Here is a 17598-nt window from a genome sequence, read left to right on the forward strand (position 1 = left end):
GGCAACCATTTTCTCACGGACCCCGATGAGGAAGGTTCACGTCGTCCCTTCATCACCGATGCCGGCCCCGCCTCGCCGGAACGCCTTCCGGTGTATCCGCGACGGGACAGGGAGATTGTAGGCATGGGGAAAAGGAGCGTGGATGAAGTGGGGTGAGATTTTGTGCGGGCCTGCCTCTCCCCTGCGGGAGAGGAAGAAAAATCAGCATCTTAGCTGACAAGCTAAGTGCTAGATTTTTCAGGAGAGGGGCAAGATCGTCCCCCGGCATTGAGCCCTCTCTTGCGATTTCTAAGACTTAGCTAATGCTAAGATCTTGAAATCGCGTTCTCTCCCGCAAGAGGAGAGATACGGGCGCGGCACCCGCGAGGCCTACCTCTCCCCTCGAGGGAGAGGTTACAAAATCAAGATTTTAGCCAAAGGCTAAGTCTTGGATTTTGTTGGTGAGGGATTTCTCGGAATACTCGAAATCAGCCGCCCGACCAGAAACGATCGCTGTCGAATTCCTGCGAGACGGCGACCGGAAGCGGCGCTGGTGCGGCAGGGGTGCCGGCTTCGACGCTGCTGATCGCGCGGCGGACGAGAAGCGGCGCGGTCATGCCGCCATTGGTACCGGGGGCGGAGAGCGCCCAGGAGAGCAGCGTATCCTCGGAATCGAACTCGTCTTCCTCGTCGACGAATTCCGGCGTGATCGGCAAAAGGCCGATGGCGCCGGTCGGTGTCTTCAGCGTGCGGCCCGGGCCCGGCAATGCCATTGCCGGAGCGGCGGCGGGCGAGGGGCTGGTGCGGGCGTCGGGATCGGTGCGAGGACGGCCGCAGGCGAAAGCGCTGCCGTCTGGATCGGATCGAGCTTGGCGGTGACGGCAGGGCGGAAGCTCGGCGATGGCACCGACAGGGAAGCGAGATCGACAAATTCCGGCGCGGGCTTTTCGGCTGCCTGGGCGGCCGCTGCCGCCCTTGGGCTGGTCTGTTCGGCGAGTGCTTCTGCCGCGCGGCTCTTCGGCGTCGGTAGCATGGCCGTCAACAGGCCGCTGCCGCCGCGTTTTGCCGACCGCGTATCGTCGTCATCATCATCTGGTGCTGTGCTGGCGATCTCGATCGAGCGAGATCCGACACGGCGCTTGTAGTCGGCAACGGCTTCCGCGTAGCCGGGAAGGGGGCGACCGTCGGCAGGCAGATGCATGGTCTTGCCGTTCGGGAAGATGCGCGCCAGTTCCTTGCGCGACATGCGTGGCCAGGCGCGGACATTGCCGACATCGAGATGCACGAAGGGCGAGCCGGAGGTCGGGTAGTAGCCGACGCCGCCGATCTGCATCTGCATGGCGAGCTTGCGCAATTCCGAGATCTTGACGCCGGGAATGAAGAAATCCATCGCCTTGCCGAGCGTATGCTGGCTCTTCTTGGCAACGCCCGACTTGCGCGAGCGGCCGCGCAGCATGCTGTTGGTGGCCGGTGAGCGATAGGCGGAGACGACATGGATATAGCCGGTGGCGCCGCTGCGCTGGTAGACTTCCCAGACGAGATCGAGAAGCCGCGGATCCATCTTCGTCGATTCCTTGCGGCGGAAATCACGCAGGATGCGGTTTGCCTGGGCAAGTCCCTTCGGGTCGAAACGGCCATTGCGCTTGTAGGTGATCTCCGCTCTCTCGCCCGTATGGGTGAAGAGAAGCTTCAGCGACCGGTTCTCGGCTTCGGCCGCAGCCGTGGAGCCGACCAGTGCGGCGAGCGCAAAGGCGAGCGCCCGCGTGGCTTTGGCCGATCTCGCTGCAATCGTTCTGATGACGGAAAGCGCCGCATCCGCGACGAAGCCTGCAATGGTGCTCGATGCACCCGGCAGAGACCCACTCGACTGATACTCGGACACGACAAACCCGCTCAACGCATAGACCAAAATTCGGGCGCTCAACGTGAGTTCTGCCCGGCTCAAGCGCCCATTATGGTCAATGAAGTGCTAATGAGAGGTTGACGAAAGGTTGCATGTGCCGGGACGACACGGTTTCGTGACCCAAGCTGCGGATTCTGACCTCCTATCGCCGTGTCTGTTTCTGCCGGAGCGTCGATCCGGCGCATCCTTTCGGCGACCTCCGCGTTCATTGATGGAATTCACGAAATCGAGGACCCTCAGCACATGAAAGAACCGAAATCCAGGGCAGGCGCGTCCGGCAAGGCGACAAGAACCACCAGGACAGGCCCTGCGACGGTCAAGACGAAAAAATCAGCGACACCAGCCGAGGCGACTGCAGCGACCAAGTCCGCCAGAGCGGCCAAGGCGTCCGTCAGCGAGAGGACCGCGACACCAACGAAGACAGCCTCGACCGCAAAGGCCGCCACCCGAAATCGCACAGCCGGTGCTGCGGACTACCGCAAGGAAATCGACAGCCTGCGGCGGGAGGTCGAAAGGCTGAAGGCGCAGGTGGCAAGGATTGATCATCGGGCTGGCGCGACCATTGGCAATAGGGGCGCGGGGGAGGAGGCTCACCCCTGGCTGAAGATCGCTGCCACCGTTGGCGTGACATTCGTTCTCGGCAAGCTGATGCAGGCTCTGAGAGTGCCCGCTGCTGCCGCCGTGGCCGTGCCCTTGATCGCCGCCGAAGTAAACCGCCGCATCCTGTAGGACCTGCGCACGCATTCAGGAACGAAGTCCGGAGCCGATGGTTTGGTAACTGCAACAACAAAGTTGGAGGAAACAGACCATGGACTGGAACAGGGTTGAAGGAAACTGGAAGCAGATGAAGGGCAAGGTCAAGGAGCAGTGGGGCAAACTCACTGATGACGACCTTGATGTCATCAACGGCAAGCGCGACCAGCTGGAAGGAAAGATCCAGGAACGCTACGGCTATGCCAAGGACCAGACCAGCAAGGATATTGACGACTGGTACGACCGCCAGCGCTTCCATTGAGACAATCGCTTAGCATTAGGAACCCCGCTTTAGGCGGGGTTCTTTTTTGATTCTATTCGGATCGATCAGGCGTCATTATCTGCCGCGCAGAGGCATCGCCTGTTTCACGTCTTGAATGCTCGGGCCGCGGACGACGCGATACCTGGCTTCGATGAGATTATAGACGCCGAATGCTGCCAGTCCCACCGCGATGATGACATAGAGGATAGAACCGAATGGAAGCTGCCGCAGCCAGTCGAGTGCGTCGGACATGCTGCCGGCCTGCTGCGGATCGACCTTGAAGCCGGCATAGGCGAACAGGATGCCCGTCACGGCAAACACCACCCCTCGCGCCACAAGACCGTAAATGCAGATCATGGTCAGGATGCCTTTGCGATCCGGCACGCGAATGTATTTTTCGAACGTCCGCATAATGCCTTTTGCTGCTGTCACGATACCCCCGGCAACGAAACCCAGACCGACGGCGATCGCGAGGTAGGAGCCAAAGGGCTGCGACATGATCCACTCCGCCAGACCTCGTTCACCGGACCCCTCGCTTCCTCCAGCCGCCGATATGGCATGGCCGATGGCATAGGTGGCCAATCCGGCATAGGTCATGGCGCTGCCGAGCAGGGCAACCCGTATGACGACCGCCTTGGCATCGGAGCCATGGCCGTCGCTGTCTGCGAAGGATTGCGCAAGCCGCCACGCGACGAAGCCGAACAGGCCGAGGCCGATCAGCCCGACCCAGATCTGCCCGAAGGGTTGCTCCAGCAGAGTTGAGAGCGCAGATTTTGTTTCCGGCTTGCCGCCCGCAACTCCGGAAAAGAGCGCCAGTCCGGCAATCATCATGAACACGATGCCGCGCGCGGCATATCCTGCCTTGGCGAGCAGTTCGAAACGAAGGTTGTCGGGCATTCTGCACTCCGCGTCTTGTTCGGCGTCCTGGCTGCTAACGCGCCAGCGACCGGAAGGTTGTCGGCAATGCCTGCGCTCGGTTTCCCGACAGGCTGGCGTTGCGCCCTGGACACAACCTTTGGAAAACGCGCCGGCCGACGATCCATGATCTGTGAAATCCGCAATGGAGGATTAAGTTGCCGGCAGTTTCCTGATCGGGTCCCGCCCTTGCCTCGTTTCCTGTGTCTTCTCTTCCTTGCCCTCACGCTCGCCGGCTGCGCTCGGCCGGGGCCTTCGAGCCTCGTGCAGGTGGAACGTCCTGAGGGCGCAAAGGTCGTGACGATCCTGGTCGCGAGCGATCGGGTGCCGGCCGATGACCGCTTCCACAGTTTCACTGCCGGGCGATCGGATCGGTTGCGCTATTCGGAAGTGTCCATCTCGATCCCGCCCGATCATCGGCCGCCAAAAATTGAGTGGCCGCAGGGCAGGCCGGATCCCCGGCATTCCTTTGCCGTCGTCGGCCGCAGGGACCTGACCAGCGCCGAATTCGTCTATGCGGCCAAACGCATCACGCAGACTTCCGCCAAAGGCGCGACGGCCGGGCTTTTCGTGCACGGTTTCAACTACACCTATCAGGAGGCGCTGTTCCGCCTGGCGCAGATGGCGGCCGATTCCGGCGTGCAGGGCCCGCCGATCCTGTTTGATTGGCCCTCCCAGGGCGAGGTGACGGGATATGTCGCCGATCGCGATTCGGCAGCCTTTGCCCGTGACGATCTCGTGACCGTTCTGTCCGATCTATCCGGTGGCGGGGTGAAGACGACGATGCTCGCGCATAGCATGGGTGCCTGGCTGGCAGTCGAGGCGGTGCGGCAATTGTCGCTGATGGGACGCAGGGATGTCATCCGGTCCGTCGATCAGCTGGTGCTCGCCGCACCCGATATCGACATCGATCTTCTGAAACGCCAGCTCGCCGCGACGGAGCGCCTGCGCAAGCCGATCGTGATCCTGGCATCGAAGGACGACATAGCGCTTGCCTTGTCGAAACGCCTTGCGGGATCGGCCGCCACGGCGGGCTCGCTCGATGTCGATGACCCGAGAACGCGGGAACTGGCGCTGAAGGAAAATCTCGACATCGTCGACATCTCCAAGCTGCCGACGCTCAACGGCTCGAACCATGACCGCTTCGCGGCGCTGGCGGCGGTCTATCCGCATCTGCGTCAGGGCTTCAGCAACCCCGTGGCAGGAACCGGTGCCATCGTTCTCAACGGCGTCGGATCTGCCGTTTCCGCGCCGTTCCGCCTCGGCGGCTCGCTGCTCGCACAGTAGAGCTCTAGGAGCCCCAGACGGAGCCCGGCAGCGCCCCCAGTGGAATTTTCAGATAGCGCTTTCCATCGTCCTCGGGCTCGGGCAACGCGCCCCCGCGGATATTGACCTGCAGGGCATGGAGAATGAGCTTCGGCATCGGCAGTGTACGGTCTCGCTCTTCCCGGATTTTTATGAATTCCTGCCTATGGCGCCCTGCGACATGCGGATTCAGCGCCTTCTGCTCGGCGACCGAGCTTTCCCACATGGCCGGGCGTCCGCCGGGCCTGTAGTCGTGTCCGGTGAACAGGCGGGTATCGTCCGGGAGGCTCAGGATATCCTGGATTGACTGCCAGAGGTTTGCGGCACTTCCGCCGGGAAAATCAGCGCGGGCGGAGCCGCTGTCCGGCATGAAAAGCGTGTCGTGGATGAAGGCCGCATCACCGACCACATAGGTGATCGACGCCAGCGTATGGCCCGGCGAGTGCATGACCCTGACCTCAAGCTCTCCGACCTTGAAGGTGTCGCCATCGCGAAACAGCCGATCCCACTGGGAGCCGTCGCAGGCAAGGTCGCGAAGGTTGTAGATCCGTTGCCAGATCCGCTGGACATCCCGCACATGGTCTCCGATCGCTGTCGGTGCTCCGGTGCGGGATTTGAGGTAAGAGGCCGCCGAGAAGTGATCCGCGTGCGGGTGCGTGTCGAGGATCCAGACGGGGTTCAGGCCGTGGGCCTTGATATGGTCGAGGACGCGATCCGCATTCGTCGTTGCCGTCGATCCCGACTTTTCGTCATAGTCCAGCACCGGATCGACGATGGCGCAGGCCCGCGTCACCGGACATGCGAAGACATACTGGATGCTGCCGGTGCGCTCGTCATGGAAGCCGGCAATCTCAGGCTTGAGCATGGACAGGCTCCTTTCCGATTTCGATCCGCGGCCCGGTCTCGACGAGGGACCCCGTCTTGGCGCGGGGAGAAAAGATCGCTCGGCTGGGATCGACGTCATAGGCAGCCTCGAAGTCCGTCGCGTCCGCGGCAATCTGTGCGACGGAAGAGAGGATGAAGCGGACCTTTTCATCCGGCAGCAGGACGCTGAAATTGAGGCGGATGAAACCGGGTTTTCTGATCTCGTCGCCCGACAGGATCGCCTGCCTGATCGCCTCCGACTGCGCGTCGTCGATCGACAGCAACCGATGCACGTAAGGGCCAGCACATGCGCAGCCACCGCGGGCCTGGATGCCGAACCGGTCGCTCAGCATGCGGGTGACCAGCTGCTGATGGACATACCCGCCTTTGCCGTCCTTCACCCGGAAGGAAAAGATCGGCAGGCGATCTGCGTCCGGCAAGCCGAGAATTTCAAGACGCGGCACGTCCTTCCAGGCCGCAAAGGCCTGCCGCGCCAACTCCCTGTTGCGCGATGCCATCCGCTCAGCCCCGATCGCATCCTTGACGATGAATGCCAGGGCGGCCCTGATGTCGCCGACGACATTCGGCGTGCCGGCCTCCTCGCGGGCTTCCAGACTGTCGCTATAATCATGCGCCTGCGGCGACACGAACTTGACGGTGCCGCCACCCGGCCAGGAAGGCTTGGTCGTGTAAAGCGCGTCGCGGCGAAGGATGAGAATTCCGGATGCGCCCGGTCCGCCGATGAACTTGTGCGGCGAGAGGACGATCGCATCGATCTCGGCGCCCGGTGCCGGCGACATGGAAATCGGCATGTAGGGACCGGCACCCGCATAGTCCCAGATCATTTTCGCGCCCGCGGCCTTTGCCATCGAGGTGATGGTCGCGACGTCGCTGGTGATCCCGGTGATGTTGGATGCGGCAGAGAGCGAGCAAATCGTCAGTTCCGGCGCTCCATCGTATAGAGCGGAGGCGAGCTGCGTCAGGTCGGGGCCGCCATCGGCATGTTCCGCTATCTCGACGATCTCGGCGCCGCTTTCCCGCCATGGGAGGATGTTGGAGTGGTGCTCATAAGGGCCGATGATAACCCGCACCCGCTTGCCAGCCGCCACGGCATCCGTCACCCCGAACAGCTTGACCAGACGATTGATGCCCGATGTCGCGCCGGAGCCGGTGAAGATCACCGCATGTCTTTCGCCGGCGCCGCAAAAGCCGCCGATCACGGCGCGGGCCTCACGGCGCATCCGCGTCATCAGGCCTCCGCAATAGGACGCCTCCGTATGGCTGTTGGCGTAATAGGGCAGCACCTCCTCGAGAATGAAGCGCTCGACCTGATGGAGCGCCCGGCCGGACGCCACATAGTCTGCGTAGACGAGCTCCTTCTTCCCGAAAGGTCCGTCGATCTTCACATGCGCGCCCACCAGCCCGTCGCGGAGCCGGGTGATCGCCTCTGTGCCGCCCAGGCTGTCGCGAAACGCGGAGAGGGGTGTCGGAGCTGTCTTTGAAGGCGGTAGGGCGGCGTCCACGGTTCAATCTCCTTGCGGCTTGAATTGATATGGATCATATCCTTCCTGGAGGTGGGAAATCTTCACCTATATTCTGCGATCGGCGAAGGAATTCAGATCAAATGAACGAAGAAACGGTAAAGGTCGATGATTTTGATATGAAGATCCTGACCGCGATGCAGATCGATTCAAATCTGTCCCAGCGCGATCTCGCCGACAAGGTCGGCATGTCCCAGAATGCCTGCTGGCGGCGCCTGCAGCGCCTGCATGCGCTCGGCCTCATCCGCGGCGCGCATAGCGAGATCGATCTGCGCGCGCTCGGGCTTGATCTCACCGTTTTCGTGATGATCCGCACGCGCCACCATTCCAAGGAATGGAGCGACGCATTTCGCGGGCAGGTGGGGAAACTGCCGGAAGTGATCGACTTCTACCGGATCGGCGGCGAGTGGGATTACCTGATCAAGGTCGTCACGCGCGGCATGTCGGGCTATGACGCCTTCTATCAGAAGCTGATCGCGGATTTCGATCTCGCCACCGTGACAGGTTTCTTCTCGATGGAGGCGATCATCAACAATCGCCCGGTGGATCTGGGGAAATTGCGCTAGGCGCTGATCCTGCTTTCAGAGGAGATCTGGAAAGCTTATGCCACAAGCGCCTTGGCCGTGCCTTCGGGGTCGACAGCGATGACCTTGAGATAGGCGCGGGCCGGCTGATCCGGCTCGGAGCGCCCCTGTTCCCAATCGCGCAGCGTGCCGAGCGGGATCCTGTAGCGGGCGGAAAACTCTTCCTGGGTGAGACGAAGCGCGCGGCGGATGACCTTCACTCGCGGCATGCGCGGTGCCGCGCGAAGCTGCTCGGCGGTCATCGGCGGGTTATCCGGATCGGCCAGCGCATTGGCTTCCGCTTCCTCGTCGGTCATGGTGTCGAGGCGGGGCCAGTCGGTTTCGAATTTATTCTGAACTGTCATTCTTGTACGCGCTAAGCGCGACTTGTTACGGCCTATCTACAAAAACTTCTCAGCCGTTTGATTTCAGTTATTAGCGGCGATCACACGTTAAAAAGCTTTAGTTGTCTTGGTAACTGGATGGCCATGGAGCGGGTGACGCCGTCTCCTTGATAGCGATATGCCCAGTATCCTATTTCACACTTCGCTAGTCTGTCCGGCTGCCAAGGAGTGGTGAGTGCTCCTTCCAGCGGTGTATAGTCAATCTCATCATTTATTTCCAAAAAAAGCGGCTTGTCTATTAAAGGGTGTTCTTCTCCGAAATAATATAGTGGAATTTCCGATATTTGTAGAATTATAGAGTCTGTCGTCTTGCTTAAGTCTTCTTCCGGTGTGTTGATTTTTGTTTCTGCCTCGATGAATATTTTAAGAATGTGAGAGGTTTTTATTACAAAGAAGAAAACTTCCCATATCAGAGTGGATAGAGAAAGAACTGGATTGCCATTGCCATGGAAAAGCGGGTTTGGCATCAGTTGGTCGCCGTCGGAACTCTCCAGAAAGAAACCAGGAAATAATATCGAATCCTGATTCAACTTCAGCTCGGACTCGAAAATCCTGATAGCATTGTGGGAGTGTTTGATAAAATTCGTGTAGCTGGAGACCCTGTCCCTAATGGGTTTTAGTTCTCTCTTGAGGACACGTACGTTCGGACTTTTGGCATAGTCACGATCATGCTTAAACAGCGTACGGCACACCATTTCAACATCATCGACGTGTGCGGCTGCGGCATGCAGCAGAAGTTCTATTCTCTCCGTTATATCTTCTAAAAGGAAGTCGCTTGGCTTCCCGTTAATGTGGGCCGACCTTTCGTTAAAGAAGCGTTTTGTAAGGGAGGAGAGCAAGTCGATCTGTCGAAATATCTTCCCGGTTGAAACGTTGTAAATTCCTAGCGGATGGCGGCACGGTATTCGTCTATGGTGGCAGATATTGTCCGGCAAATATTTGAGTGTCCCGCAGGCAACAAGCTCCTGCGGGACACCATTTATCGATAGTTTAGCTTTAGCTGCATCCATTCGTGAAAATCAGCTGCAACCGCTCGTCGCGCCGCACGTATCGCACTTCTCGCAAGTCCCATTCCTCACCATCGTGAAGTTTTGGCACTCGGAGCACATGTTGCCCGTGTAGCCCTGCATGATCGACTTCATGCGGCGGTCGGCTTCGACCTTCTTGGCTTCCGTCTTGGCGGCAGCGGCGTCGGCTGCGGCCTTGTCGGAAAAGAGGGCGGTTGCGGCCTGCTGCTCTTCGTTTGCGACCTCGCCAAGGGCTTCTTCGGCGATCTCTTCGGCCAGTTCCTTGGCGCGCTCTTCATAGTCGCGCTTGAAGGACACGACTTCCGAGGTCGAGATGGCGACCGTCGGCTCCAGCTTGCGGGCGGCGGCACCGGCAAAGGCGGTGACGGTAGCGCCCGAAGAGGCGCGGGCAGGGGCGGCGGTGGCTGCTCCCTTGGCTTCCCCACGGGCATCAGAGCCGCCGGCGGTCGCGCCGCCCTGGATCAGGGTCGGCTTGTAGCCGCGGGTCCAGCCGGTCGAGACGAGCTGCGTCTTGCCTTCCTGGATGCCCTTGCCGAGCGCGGTGTTGCCGAAGTCGGACGTGTCGACATGGGCAAGGTCGTGGCGGCCGAGATAGGAGACGGCGAGTTCGCGGAACACGTAGTCGAGGATCGACGTGGCGTTCTTGATCGCGTCGTTTCCGGTGACGATGCCGGCCGGCTCGAACTTGGTGAAGGTGAAGGCCTCGACATATTCTTCGAGCGGCACGCCGTACTGGAGGCCGAGCGAGATGGCGATGGCAAAATTGTTCATCATCGCACGGAAGGCGGCGCCTTCCTTGTGCATGTCGATGAAGATCTCGCCGATGCGGCCGTCACCGAATTCGCCGGTGCGCAGATAGACCTTGTGACCGCCGACATTGGCCTTCTGGGTGTAGCCCTGACGGCGGTTCGGCAGCTTTTCGCGTTCGCGGGTGACGCGCTCGATGACGCGTTCGACGATCTTTTCGGTGATCTGCACGGCCTGGGCGGCAGTCGGAGCCTGTACCAGTTCCTCGATCGCGTCTTCCGCATCGTCCTCGTCGATAAGCGAGGCATTGAGCGGCTGCGACAGCTTGGAGCCGTCACGGTAGAGGGCGTTGGCCTTGAGAGCCAGTTTCCAGGACAGCATGTAGGCCGCGCCGCAATCCTCGACGGTCGCCTCGTTCGGCATGTTGATCGTCTTGGAGATCGCACCCGAGATGAACGGCTGGGCAGCCGCCATCATGCGGATATGGCTTTCGACCGAGAGGTAACGCTTGCCGATCTTGCCGCAGGGGTTGGCGCAATCGAAGACGGCGAGGTGCTCTTCCTTCAAGAAAGGCGCGCCTTCGAGCGTCATCGCACCGCAGACGTGAACGTTGGCGGCTTCGATGTCCTTCTTCGAGAAGCCGACATGCTCAAGCAGGTTGAAGCTCATGTCCGACAGCTGCTCGTCGGTGACCTTGAGGGTCTCCTTGAGGAAGTCGGCACCGAGCGTCCACTGGTTGAAGACGAACTTGATGTCGAAGGCCGACTTCAGCGCACCGTTGACGGCTTCGATCTTGTCAGCCGGGAAGCCCTTGGCGGCAAGCGTCGACGAGTTGATGCCGGGAGCCTGGTTCAGGTTGCCGTGGCCGACAGCGTAAGCTTCGATCTCGGCGATCTGGCTTTCCGAATAGCCGAGCGAGCGCAGCGCATCCGGAACGGCGCGGTTGATGATCTTGAAGTAGCCGCCACCGGCGAGCTTCTTGAACTTGACCAGTGCGAAATCGGGCTCGATGCCGGTCGTGTCGCAGTCCATGACGAGGCCGATCGTGCCGGTCGGCGCGATAACGGTCGTCTGGGCGTTGCGGTAGCCGTGCTTTTCACCGAGTTCCAGCGCCTTGTCCCAGGCAGCCTTGGCGTGGGTGGCAAGCGTCTGGTCCGGGTTTTCCGAATGGTAGAGCGGAACCGGGTCGACGGAGAGCTGCTCGTAGCCGGTCGTCTCGCCGTAAGCGGCGCGGCGATGGTTGCGCATGACGCGCAGCATGCTTTCGCGGTTCGGTGCGAAGTTCGGGAACGGGCCGAGTTCGCCGGCGATTTCAGCCGACGTCGCATAGGCGATACCGGTCATGATCGCGGTCAGCGAGCCGGCGATCGCACGGCCTTCCTTCGAGTCGTAGGGAATGCCCGACGACATGAGGAAACCGCCGATGTTGGCGTAGCCGAGGCCGAGCGTGCGGTACTGGTAGGAGAGTTCGGCGATTTCCTTCGACGGGAACTGCGCCATCATCACCGACACTTCGAGAACGACGGTCCACAGGCGAACGGCGTGTTCGTAGTCTGCGATCGCGATGTTCTTCGTTGCCTTGTCCTTGAACTGGAGAAGGTTGAGCGAGGCGAGGTTGCAGGCCGTGTCGTCGAGGAACATGTATTCCGAGCACGGGTTGGAGCCGCGGATCGGGCCACCGGCCGGCGACGTGTGCCAGTCGTTCATCGTCGTGTTGAAGTGGATGCCCGGATCGGCCGACGCCCATGCGGCATAGGAAATCTGTTCCCACAGGTCCTTGGCCTTGAGCGTCTTCATCACCTTGCCGTCCTTGCGGGCGGTCAGGTTCCACTCGCCGTCGTTTTCGACGGCGCGAAGGAAGTCGTCCTTCAGCGAGACGGAGTTGTTGGAGTTCTGGCCCGAAACCGTGAGATAGGCTTCCGAATCCCAGTCGGTGTCATAGGTCTTGAACTCGAGATCTTTGTAGCCCTGCTGGGCGAACTGGATGACGCGCTTGACGTAGTTTTCCGGAACGAGGTCCTTCTTGGCAGCGCGGATTTCGCGCTTCAGGGCCGGGTTCTTCAACGGGTCGAAGCAATCGTCTCCCCCGTTTTCAAAGGAGCCGCCTTCGCAGTTGACGCAGGCCTTCATGATCGCCTTCAGGTGCTTGGCGACGATCTTCGAACCGGTGACGAGGGCAGCAACCTTCTGCTCTTCCTTGACCTTCCAGTTGATGTATTCCTCGATATCCGGATGGTCGATATCGACGACGACCATCTTGGCCGCACGACGGGTCGTGCCGCCCGACTTGATGGCGCCCGCTGCACGGTCGCCGATCTTGAGGAAGGACATGAGGCCGGAGGAGCGGCCGCCGCCGGAAAGCTTTTCGCCTTCGCCGCGCAGGTGGGAGAAGTTGGAGCCGGTGCCGGAGCCGTATTTGAACAGACGCGCTTCGCGGACCCACAGGTCCATGATGCCGCCTTCGTTGACCAGGTCGTCGCCGACGGACTGGATGAAGCAGGCATGCGGCTGCGGATGCTCATAGGCCGACTTGGACTTGGTCAGCTTGCCGGTGAAGGGGTCGACATAGAAATGGCCCTGGCCGGGACCATCGATGCCATAGGCCCAATGCAGGCCGGTGTTGAACCACTGAGGGGAGTTCGGGGCAACGCGCTGGGTGGCAAGCATATAGGCCAGCTCGTCCATGAAGGCGGCCGCATCGTCTTCCGACGTGAAGTAGCCACCCTTCCAGCCCCAATAGGTCCAGGTGCCGGCAAGACGCGTGAAGACCTGGCGGGCATCGGTCTCGGGGCCGTACTGCTCTTCCTTCGGAAGGTCCTTCAGAGCCTTCTCGTCGGCGACGGAGCGCCACAGGAAGGACGGAACGTCGTTTTCCTCGACCTTCTTCAAAAACTTCGGAACGCCGGCCTTGCGGAAATACTTCTGCGCCAGAACGTCGGTCGCGACCTGGGAGAACTGCGACGGCACGTCGATATCGGCGAGGCGGAACACGATGGAACCGTCCGGATTGCGGATCTCGCTGGTCGCCTTGCGGAACTCGATTGTTCCGTAGGCGCCTGTCTCAGGCTTGGTGAAACGACGTTCGATGCGCATTGCCTTTGGTCCCTCATCCTTTGTCGCCGAAATAGGCGCACGTGTCCGCTGCGGCCGCTCGCCATCATGGGCAGCCGGCTAAAATTCCATCCAGAATCATCTTGGATGCCTATCTGTATCTTGTGCTGGATGGTGGCTGCAAACACTAAATATAGTATTAACAGGATCTTTATGCCAGCCCAATCGTCATGGTGGAGACGTTTTTCGAGCGCACGAAAACCCGCCGCCTGGTGGTCGGTCAAAACCAGCCTTGCGCTTGAATGTTTCCGTCAAACTCGAAAAAGAACCGGCCTCGTTACTCCCGGTCCAGTCGCCGCCGCAACATGGGTTCATTCATGCGACCGGGCAGCGATTCGGTCAAGCCGTAGTTCGCAGTACTTTTTAAACCACAAGATATTGTGGGTCATGCCTGTGGATAACGGGGAATAAAAAACGTCTAGGATTCTCAATCGGTTGGCGGATCAAGCTGAAGCTTGCGCGAGGCTTGCGATTTTCGATTGTGGCATCTTGGCGGCAAATCGGTCACCGCAAAAGCCCGCTTTCACGCCGGGTTTCAGCTTTTCGCCATACCATATTGAGACATATGGGTAACAGCGGCCACTAAATGTAGAACGGCCCGCCATCCTGTGGATGACGGGCCGGGTATTGACGGCAAATTGCGCAGGGCTGGCATGCGCGAAATCGGGGCTTCTCAACTCGGGATCTGCGGTGGGCTCGGATGCACCTACCACACCTTGTGTGTCTAGCCCTTGTGACCCTTGGCGATCGGCTCCTGATAGGTGAAGCCCATGTCCCAGGGGAAGTAGATCCAGGTATCCTGGGAAACTTCGGTGACGAAGGTGTCGATCGTCGGGACGCCGGACGGTTTTGCGTAGACGCAGGCGAAATGCGCCTTGGGCATCATGGCGCGTACCTCGAGTGCCGTCTTGCCGGTATCGGTAAGGTCGTCGACGACGAGAACGCCTTCGCCGCCATTTTCCATCAGTTCGGGCGAGATGCCCTTGAGCAGCACCGTGTCGCCCTGGTTGACGTAGTCATGGCGCGTGGCGATGCAGACCGTGTCGATCAGGCGGATGTTGAGTTCGCGCGAAATGATCGCCGCCGGCACGAGGCCGCCGCGGGTGATGCAGACGATCGCCTTGAATTCCTGGCCGAGGCCAGACAGGCGCCAGGACAGCGCGCGGGTGTCGCGGTGGAACTGGTCCCAGGATACGGGAAATGCTTTTTCTGGAAGAGACATGGTTTTGCCGCCGATACGAGAGGGTCTTTGACTTTCGCTAATAGCGGGAAGGAGGGGCGCTGCGCAAGCAGGCGCCTTAGCCGCCGATTGCCGGATGGCCTCATCCGGCCGCAATCCTCTGCGAAGGATCGGCAGCATTCGCATGAGGAGCATTTGATGGACGAACTGGAAAAGGCCGCCCGTGGCCTGCTGTATGGCGCCAACCACGATCCCGCCGTGCTGGAAAAGCGCATGGCCGCAAAACGTATCCTCCATAAACTGAACGGGCTTTCACCCGACGAGGGGACGGAGCGGGCCGCCCTGATCCGCAGCCTGATGGGCCGGATCGGCAAAAATTTCGTCTTCGACGGCGCGGTCTACTGCGACTACGGCTTCAACATCGAGATCGGTGACAATTTCTACGCCAACGTCAACCTGATCATCCTCGACGGGGCGAAGGTGACGATCGGCGACAATGTCTTCATCGCGCCGAATGTCGGCATCTATACCGCCGGCCATCCGCTGGATGCCATAAGGCGCAATGCGGGCCTCGAATATGCGTTGCCGATCACGATCGGCAACAATGTCTGGATCGGGGGCGGTGTCTCGATCATGCCGGGCGTGACGATCGGCGACGGTGCCGTCATCGGCGGTGGCGCTGTGGTGACGAGGGACATTCCGCCGGACGTGGTCGCTGCCGGCAATCCCGCCCGTGTCATCCGCGAGATCACCGAGGAGGATGGCAGGCGCGAGAGTTTCGGCAGGAAATAGGCGAATTATCCGTCACGCCGCCCAACGAACGCGATAGCGCTGCCAGTATCAAGGAGCATGGATTGCCGACTATTCTTAAGACGGAGAGGCTCCGCCTGGAGACCTGGGGTGACGGTGGGATGGACGAATTGCTGGAACTGCATGGCAGTGCGGCGGTCATGCAGTTCCTTGACGCCAAAGGCGAATTCTACGATCGCGCCAAGGCGGAGCGTCGCCTTGGCGAATGGGCAAGAGAATACGCCGATTACGGGCTGGGCAAGCAGCGCCTGGTCAGGAAAAGCGATGGCGCCTTTGTCGGGCGTGCCGGTTTTTCTCTGTTCGCGCCGGAAAAGCCCGAAATCGGATATTCGCTTTTGCCCGCACACTGGGGAAATGGCTACGCGACCGAGATCGCCGAAGCGCTGCGTGACTGGCTTGAGGCGACCGGCCGTTGGGACAGGTTCATCGGATTTGCCCATATTGAGAACCACGCCTCGAAACGGGTGCTGGAACGGATCGGCATGAATGCGACACATCAGGCCGAGGTATCGGAAATGCCCATGCAGTTTTATGCTCTCGAATTTGCGGAGCGCGGTGCGTGATGCCTTAACGGTGACTATCTCGTTGCCGTCCTCACATCGGGATGGGCAAAGCCGTTTCCGGCAGGCCCGAGGTGTTGACGGGGGCGTATCTCCTTTTGGTGTCTTTGGGGTGCGTATGAGCCGATGCTAAGCTGCCGCATTGCCTGGGGAGGGCACGATGGCGGGTTATTTCGGGACGCAGGCACAGAAGACGCTTCAGAAAACGGCAGAGGATGAGGCTCGCTTTATCGCGACGACGCCCGGTGCCTGTCAGGCAGGACGGATGATGGGCTGCGATGACCCGGAAATATTGGGCTGGGACAGGATCGGCGAATTCATCGCCCGTGACGGCGTTTGCGCCTTCCGGCTGGTCGATGCGGGACAGATCAGGGAGATCGAGGCGCAGCTGGCGCGCCGGAACTGCAGGCTCGACACATGGAATGTCTTCATCGCCGACAAGGCGACGGCGCTCGATGCGGCTCAGGCCATTCTTTGCGGCGGACTGCCGGACGGCCTGGCCGAACGCGAGATGCCGTCCGATCCGGAAGCAAGGCTGACGGAAGAGGTTCAGGCTTTCATGGCCGCTGCCGGTCTCGTGCCTTTTTCCGGCTCGATGCTGGTCGGCAGTGTCGGGCCTGCTGCCACGACACTCATCGGCAATGGGGACGGGAGACTGGTGGCGACCGCCCACGGCTACCTGCCGCATAATGCATTCAGCCGCTTCCATCGCTATGCCTGGGGTGGCCTCGTTGCGGTTGCCGATGTGGAACGCGGCAAGGGGCTGGGCAAATACGTTAATGCCCTGATCATCAAGACTGTCTTCGAACGGCTTTATGCCAGCCATATCTATGAACTGGTTTCAGCCGGCAACACGGCGTCGCAAAAGATGGTAGAGGCATGCGGCCTCCACCATGATCCGGCCTTCGTTTGCGGCATCGCCACTCCGATCGATGCGGCGCGGTTCACGCGTTGACTTGGCTACGTTTTCCCTCAGAGGCGATCTAGCGCCGGAAGGATGATGTCGGTGAAAAGGCTGGCCACTTTTTTCAACTGGTCGGGATCGTCGTACATGCCCGCGGCGATCACCACGACGGCATCCATATCGGGTATCACGACGATACGCTGGCCGCCGATGCCGAGGGCGATGATGATCGGCCGTTTTCCAGGCGTATTCGGTGTCGCATCGCTGAACCACCAGTGCATCGCATAACGATAGGGAAACCAGGCATCCTGCTGCGGCGCAGTAGATGTCTTGATCCAATCCTGCGAGACCACCTGCTTGTCGGCGTAACGGCCCTGCTGCAGCACAAGCAGGCCGAGCTTGGCCATGTCGCGCGGTCTCAGCTTCAAACCGCCATAGGCGGCGGTCTCGCCGCTCGCTTTCAGCGCCATCCATCGATAGGTGGTGATACCGAGCGGCTTGAAGAGATTGTCCTCGGCAAAAGCAGTCAGCGTCTGGCCGCTGGCATTTTGCACTATCTTGCTCAGCAGCATCGTATCGCCGCCGCTGTAAGCCCAACGGGTGCCGGGCTTCGCAACAAGCCTCCGCTCCAGGACGGAGCGGTAAGGATCCACAGAGATTGCCATCAGCCGCTCGGTATTGCTGGGATGCGTGTAGGGCAGTTGTTCGTTCGTGTGAAAGCCGGACGTCATGGTCAGCAGCATGCGCAGCGAGATCTGCCGGCTGTCGG

At 60.5% G+C, this 17598-nt stretch carries 17 protein-coding genes; 7 read left to right on the forward strand and 10 right to left on the reverse strand.

What is annotated here, in order from left to right:
• Positions 1-467: 467 nt before the first annotated feature.
• The gene (locus N7E02_RS24175; protein ID WP_286580127.1) at positions 468-752 is read right to left on the reverse strand and encodes a hypothetical protein; all 285 of its coding nucleotides are present in this window, start codon (positions 750-752) and stop codon (positions 468-470) included.
• Entirely contained in the window at positions 722-1903 is a 1182-nt protein-coding gene (locus tag N7E02_RS24180; RefSeq protein WP_286580129.1) for a peptidoglycan L,D-endopeptidase MepK, read from the reverse strand. Before N7E02_RS24180 ends, N7E02_RS24175 begins: the two co-directional genes overlap by 31 nt.
• A 222-nt stretch (positions 1904-2125) precedes the next feature.
• On the opposite strand from N7E02_RS24180, the gene N7E02_RS24185 reads away from it, so the two are divergent.
• Both N7E02_RS24185 and N7E02_RS24190 read left to right on the forward strand, forming a co-directional pair.
• The gene (locus N7E02_RS24185) at positions 2126-2611 is read left to right on the forward strand and encodes a hypothetical protein (RefSeq protein WP_286580131.1); all 486 of its coding nucleotides are present in this window, start codon (positions 2126-2128) and stop codon (positions 2609-2611) included.
• Between the two features lie 79 nt (positions 2612-2690).
• A complete protein-coding gene (locus N7E02_RS24190) occupies positions 2691-2897 on the forward strand; it encodes a CsbD family protein (protein WP_093000528.1) in 207 nt (68 codons plus the stop codon).
• 75 nt (positions 2898-2972) lie between these two features.
• Here N7E02_RS24190 and N7E02_RS24195 read toward each other — a convergent pair whose 3' ends face one another.
• Entirely contained in the window at positions 2973-3794 is an 822-nt protein-coding gene (locus N7E02_RS24195; RefSeq protein WP_286580134.1) for a DUF1206 domain-containing protein, read from the reverse strand.
• A gap of 207 nt (positions 3795-4001) precedes the next feature.
• Here N7E02_RS24195 and N7E02_RS24200 point away from each other — a divergent pair, with 207 nt between their 5' ends.
• Positions 4002-5099 carry an alpha/beta hydrolase gene (locus N7E02_RS24200; protein ID WP_286580136.1) on the forward strand — a complete coding sequence of 366 codons (1098 nt, stop codon included), beginning with the start codon at positions 4002-4004 and terminating at the stop codon, positions 5097-5099.
• A 4-nt stretch (positions 5100-5103) separates the two neighbouring features.
• On the opposite strand, the gene N7E02_RS24205 is transcribed toward N7E02_RS24200, so the two are convergent.
• Positions 5104-5982 (reverse strand): MBL fold metallo-hydrolase, encoded by an 879-nt coding sequence (locus N7E02_RS24205; RefSeq protein ID WP_286580138.1) that lies wholly within the window; start codon positions 5980-5982, stop codon positions 5104-5106.
• The gene (locus tag N7E02_RS24210) at positions 5969-7504 is read right to left on the reverse strand and encodes an aminotransferase class V-fold PLP-dependent enzyme (RefSeq protein ID WP_286580139.1); all 1536 of its coding nucleotides are present in this window, start codon (positions 7502-7504) and stop codon (positions 5969-5971) included. The genes N7E02_RS24205 and N7E02_RS24210 overlap by 14 nt, the downstream gene beginning before the upstream one ends.
• A gap of 101 nt (positions 7505-7605) precedes the next feature.
• On the opposite strand from N7E02_RS24210, the gene N7E02_RS24215 reads away from it, so the two are divergent.
• Positions 7606-8088, forward strand: a complete 483-nt coding sequence (locus tag N7E02_RS24215; protein ID WP_286580140.1) for an Lrp/AsnC family transcriptional regulator — start codon at positions 7606-7608, stop codon at positions 8086-8088.
• A gap of 35 nt (positions 8089-8123) precedes the next feature.
• Here N7E02_RS24215 and N7E02_RS24220 read toward each other — a convergent pair whose 3' ends face one another.
• The 4 genes from N7E02_RS24220 to gpt all read right to left on the reverse strand — a co-directional run bounded on the left by N7E02_RS24220 (position 8124) and on the right by gpt (position 14597).
• Positions 8124-8402 carry a helix-turn-helix domain-containing protein gene (locus tag N7E02_RS24220; protein ID WP_286584011.1) on the reverse strand — a complete coding sequence of 93 codons (279 nt, stop codon included), beginning with the start codon at positions 8400-8402 and terminating at the stop codon, positions 8124-8126.
• A gap of 128 nt (positions 8403-8530) precedes the next feature.
• Positions 8531-9499, reverse strand: coding sequence for a hypothetical protein (locus tag N7E02_RS24225; protein WP_286580142.1), 969 nt, complete (start codon positions 9497-9499; stop codon positions 8531-8533).
• Between the two features lie 9 nt (positions 9500-9508).
• On the reverse strand, positions 9509-13357 hold the full coding sequence (locus tag N7E02_RS24230; protein WP_286580144.1) for a vitamin B12-dependent ribonucleotide reductase: 3849 nt from the start codon (positions 13355-13357) through the stop codon (positions 9509-9511).
• Between the two features lie 742 nt (positions 13358-14099).
• Positions 14100-14597, reverse strand: a complete 498-nt coding sequence (gene gpt / locus N7E02_RS24235; protein WP_093000541.1) for a xanthine phosphoribosyltransferase — start codon at positions 14595-14597, stop codon at positions 14100-14102.
• A gap of 156 nt (positions 14598-14753) precedes the next feature.
• On the opposite strand from gpt, the gene N7E02_RS24240 reads away from it, so the two are divergent.
• From N7E02_RS24240 to N7E02_RS24250, 3 genes are all read left to right on the forward strand, one after another.
• Positions 14754-15347 (forward strand): sugar O-acetyltransferase, encoded by a 594-nt coding sequence (locus tag N7E02_RS24240; protein WP_286580149.1) that lies wholly within the window; start codon positions 14754-14756, stop codon positions 15345-15347.
• 62 nt (positions 15348-15409) lie between these two features.
• Positions 15410-15928, forward strand: a complete 519-nt coding sequence (locus tag N7E02_RS24245; protein WP_286580151.1) for a GNAT family N-acetyltransferase — start codon at positions 15410-15412, stop codon at positions 15926-15928.
• Between the two features lie 157 nt (positions 15929-16085).
• A complete protein-coding gene (locus N7E02_RS24250; RefSeq protein ID WP_286580152.1) occupies positions 16086-16880 on the forward strand; it encodes a GNAT family N-acetyltransferase in 795 nt (264 codons plus the stop codon).
• A gap of 17 nt (positions 16881-16897) precedes the next feature.
• Here N7E02_RS24250 and N7E02_RS24255 read toward each other — a convergent pair whose 3' ends face one another.
• Positions 16898-17572 (reverse strand): serine hydrolase domain-containing protein, encoded by a 675-nt coding sequence (locus N7E02_RS24255; RefSeq protein ID WP_286580153.1) that lies wholly within the window; start codon positions 17570-17572, stop codon positions 16898-16900.
• Positions 17573-17598 lie beyond the last annotated feature (26 nt).

The organism is Terrirhizobium terrae, assembly GCF_030323265.1.
In the GTDB taxonomy this organism is placed as follows: Bacteria; Pseudomonadota; Alphaproteobacteria; order Rhizobiales; family Rhizobiaceae; genus Neorhizobium.